2 protein-coding genes are annotated in these 4,318 nt (G+C 58.7%); one reads left to right on the top strand and one right to left on the bottom strand.

Features of this window, described 5'->3' with window-relative positions; genetic code table 11:
- Positions 1 to 792 precede the first annotated feature (792 nt).
- Positions 793 to 2,181 carry a toll/interleukin-1 receptor domain-containing protein gene (locus tag E1958_RS19225; protein WP_165742084.1) on the bottom strand — a complete coding sequence of 463 codons (1,389 nt, stop codon included), beginning with the start codon at positions 2,179 to 2,181 and terminating at the stop codon, positions 793 to 795.
- A gap of 908 nt (positions 2,182 to 3,089) precedes the next feature.
- Between E1958_RS19225 and E1958_RS19215 the strand changes: the two genes are divergently transcribed.
- On the top strand, positions 3,090 to 4,079 hold the full coding sequence (locus E1958_RS19215; protein WP_166664705.1) for an ABC transporter substrate-binding protein: 990 nt from the start codon (positions 3,090 to 3,092) through the stop codon (positions 4,077 to 4,079).
- Positions 4,080 to 4,318: the final 239 nt, after the last annotated feature.

The raw sequence follows: 4,318 nt of genomic DNA, 5'->3' as shown, positions 1-4,318 counted from the left end.
GCGCTGCGTGGGAACGTGGAAGCTCCGTGCCACGGAGAGCATCAGGCCGGTGTTCACCATTGCGTATACACGGGAACCGAACCTGCCGGCGGTCCGGCGTTATCCGGTGCGGCCCGGAAGGCGTCTGCGCTGACCGTTGCCGACAGCTAGTGATTGGGTGCGTAAGCCGTCTGAAAGACGGCGGCCCCAGCGTCCCCGGAACCGACGACACTTTGTCGACCCCTGGGACCGACGACATTCTGTCGGCCCCTGGGACCACCGACATTCTGTCGGCTTCTGGGACCGCCGACATCTTGTCGGCCCCCGGGATCGCCGACATTTTCTTGTTCCCATGCGCTGCGTGGGAACCAGAGACCGGGAGAGGGGCTTTGGCAACATCCTCCTACGGGGCTATCTCCATCCCAACACCCGCCGCCCCGCATCGATGATTGCCGGACAGCGCCAGCCCCGTAGGGCGGGACAGGCCAGGGACGGCCGCATCCCGCCGGGCACGCGAACCGCATCATTTCCAGGGGGCAGTTGTCAGTTGTCAGACTTTGGACTGATAACTGCCCTCTGATAACTGATAGCTGCCCCCCAACACCCGCCGCCCCGCATCGATGATCACGTCGGGTGGGCTGTGCCCACCACTAGCGTGCTGCTAAGGCTCATCGGGTCTCCGAAACACTCCGCGGCGCGGAGCTTCCGCGTTCCCACGCGGCGCGTGGGAACGAGAAAAGACCTGTAGGGTGGGTTGTGCCCACCGGCTCAGAGCGGGTGCCGGGTACATCATCCGGCTCACAGACTCCAGCGTCACGGGACAGCTCCCAACACCCGCCGTCCCGCGTCGATGATTGCCTGGCAGCGCCAGACCAGGCGTTCTGATCCGACCAACCCCTTGGCCCGCAGCAAATTCTTCCAGTAGAGCCGGCGCAGCAGGGGGTCTGAGATCCAGCCGCGGCAGGGTCCCAGATCGTCCTGCCCGAGCCAATCGGCAATCCGTTGGGCGTCTTCCCAGGTCCGGGTGAGTGTGATGAATTGGGACTCGATCTGCTTGGAACTCGCCAAGTTCCGGATACAGGCCTCGGGCGGCGCGCCCTTGGCGCGGCAACGCAGGGTCTCTTGGATCAGGCGTGGATGGCCGCCGGTGACCTCAAGCATGTCCCAGGCTCCCTCCGGCGTCAGATCCAAGGGGGGACGGCCCTGCCGGGCAAGTTCCATCAGATCGCCGGTATTGAGCTCGGGCCAGTCCAGGGGCTCGGCATGACTCAAGAGAGACAGATCGCCCTGGGCATGTTTGAGCTCGGCCAGCCCCTCACCCCCGACCAGCACCATACGCAAGGCATCATCGTGGGCATCGGATAGGCCGCGCAGGCCACTCGCGAGTCGCCGGCGTCCGATATTGGAGCATTTGCTGAGGCCGGCGACGAGCAGGAACAGCCGCTCGCCGCCGATGAGCCGCTGGTCCAGGTAGTCCTCGAACGCTAAGGCGCTCTCGGCGGGTGGATTCATCCCGGCACGTCTGCCCAGGACGTGGAAGAACTCGGCCTCGTCAGCGTCAGGATTGCGCGGCGGGACCAGATACAGGGTCTGGTCCGCATCGAAACGGTCCTGCGCGCGCTCACGCAGGACCTCCAGGACAGCGTGCCGCTCTTGGTTTTCCTGGGCGAGCAGGATCAGGGTCGGAGAGGTGTAAAGGTGCTCGAAGATCTCGTCCAAAAACCGGACATCAGTCGGTGTCAGGATCTCACGGCCGCCGGGAATATATGACTGGGCACTGGTGTCTTCACCCGGCTTTTTGCCGGTGATGCCCCAGATCAGCCTGTCGATACCCTCCGCATCGAGTTCCCCGCGCAGATCGACCCAGATACGGTTGCCCAAAAACAGGGGCAGCTCGGGCTTTGACGGGGCCTCTGGCAGCAGGACCGGGATAATCGGGCAGCCGTCCTTGACGGCAAGGCGCAGGGCAGCCTGCATCTCCTGGTCTTGCCAGGGGCCCAGGCCATCGGCGGCGATACAGACCGCCACACTGCCGCAGGTCTTGATAGCTTGCTCCAGCAGATCCTGCCATGACAGTCCGGGACGCAGCTGCTCCTCATCGAGCCAACACTTGAGCCCCTGCTCGGTCAGGGCCTGCTTGAGCGCCCGGACGGTGGGTTTGTCGCTGCTGTTGTGGGATAGGAAGACATCGAAGTTGGGCATGGACAGTCCTCGGTGGCATTCACTTAAGTCCGAATTATGCCTGCCGAGCTTGCAGATCGGAACCGGGTAGTGGCTCAGTTCGCGAAAAAACGCAAGGACGCAAGGACGCCAAGACGCAAAGAAAGAACAAAGAATCTTTGCATCTTGGCGCCATTGCGTCGTGGCGTTAAATGGGCCGGAAAGTGAGCGGCCAAGCATAAAATTTTTAAACTGAGCCTCTGCCCAGAACCGGGTCGTGTTGACTTTTGGAAGGTCCGCCCGGCGGACTCTAGAGTCGATCAAATGGTTAGCTGTCAGGTCAGAGTACCATATGTCATCTCGACCGCAGGGGGCTGTCATCCCGAGCCTAGCGAGGGATCTTCCGGCTTGGTAAAAGTGCCTGGCGCATAAGATTTCTCGCTGCGCTCGAAATGACAAGCAACAAAACCAGCCGGGTAGTGGTAAATTTTCGGCTGGCTCCCCAGGCTCCAGCGTCGATTAAGCGCCTCGGTAGGCTAACCGCCAACGCCTATTAGCACCGAGGAGCTGAGTCCGCTGGAGCGGACACAACGGCGTTCCCACGCTGGAGCGTGGGAACGAGCGCAGGATTCCAGCCTTGACAATGAGCCGCTGACGATAAAATCTCAGGGTTACGTGAAGCCGACCGAGGGTGTGGTGCGCGGCCTTCGGCAGACGCGTGATGACATCGGGTGGGATGGGATCAGGCAGAAACTGGGAATGCACATCAGGCTGCTCGCCAATTGCCCGATATGGCCCCTGCACTGGGGTTCGGATGTTTGCTCAAGCACTTCCGGAGTGCTACATTCCGCTGCGGGATCTTTTCGTCATATGGAAAAGCTGACCAAACAGTCATAAATAGGAATCGGATGCCGTCATACCGAGATCAACTCAACTACAGGCCTCTAGCTATGTATTTCTTATCCGAGCTCCGAGCGATCCTAACAGCCCTGTTGGTAGCTGGTATCATAGCCGGTTTAATCGGTTGCAGCTCAGAAAACGGTGCTCCCTCCGATAGCCAGGCCATAAAATGGGGTGGTCCGAAAAATATCGCTATGCTGCCCATTATCGCCCAGAACAAGCGTCTCTTCGAAAAACACCAACTCCAAGCCGGCTTTTCGTACCTGCAAACCGGAAAGATGACGCTTGACGCGGTGATGCGAGGCGAGATCGATTTCGGCGTTATTGTCGAGGCTACCCTTGCCGTTGCCGCGTTTCAACCCGATTTGGGGATAAAGGTTATTGCGATCAACCAGGAAAAACTCGACGATGCCATTGTCGCGAGAAGGGATAGCAACATTAATGTCGCCGCTGACATGAGGGGTAAACTTCTCGGCGTTACCCACGGCACCAGTGCGCAGATGTATGCCTTTAAATTTCTGAAGGTCAATGGTATCGATCCGGCACGAGTCAATATTGTCGATCTGTCCCCTCCGGCGATTGTTGCTGCCCTCAATAACGGTGATATCGATGCCGGTAGTGTATGGCAACCCTATCGGCACAAGCTCAACCAACAATTAGGAGACAATGCGGTCAACTTCACCAATGGAGGTATCTATCGCGGATATGCCATCATCGCCGTCAAGGAAGGGTTCCTGACCGAAAATCCCGACCAGGTGAACCGTTTCCTCTCCGCACTCAAAGAGGCCGAGCGCTATATTAGAGAAAACCGACAGGAATCGGTCGGGATCATCGCCAAAGCGATGGATATCGATGCAAAGCTCCTGGATTCACTCTGGGGTGAATACAAGGTCGAGCTGAGTATGACGCCGGAATTGGTATCGGCGATGCGCGATGAAGGTAATTGGATTATCGACAATAGCGATGAGTTCAAGAGTAAGTCGTTGCCTGATTACCAGAAACTCATAGATGAAACGGTATTGCAGGATTTGTTTCCATAGCAATGGGGTAGTGGTTAATATTTAAATGATTTGTTGGGCACGCCGCCGTCCAAAAGATGCGGTTCGCTGCCTGCCCCGTCCCTGGGGCGGGTGTCGTAAAAGCGGTGGCATCAGCTGCCAGTCTGTGAAGTTTAAACCACAGAGGGCACAGAGAACGCAGAGAATTAGCCGGTGCCTTTCTCTGTGCGCTCTGTGTCCTCTGTGGTTCGAAAAGACTTTTGCGACACCCTCCCGGGGCG

Source organism: Candidatus Thiosymbion oneisti, from assembly GCF_004359955.1.
Taxonomy (GTDB): domain Bacteria; phylum Pseudomonadota; class Gammaproteobacteria; order Chromatiales; family Chromatiaceae; genus Thiosymbion; species Thiosymbion oneisti.
The sequence above is the reverse complement of the archived record's forward strand: the minus strand, read 5'-3'. Positions and strand labels throughout refer to the sequence as shown.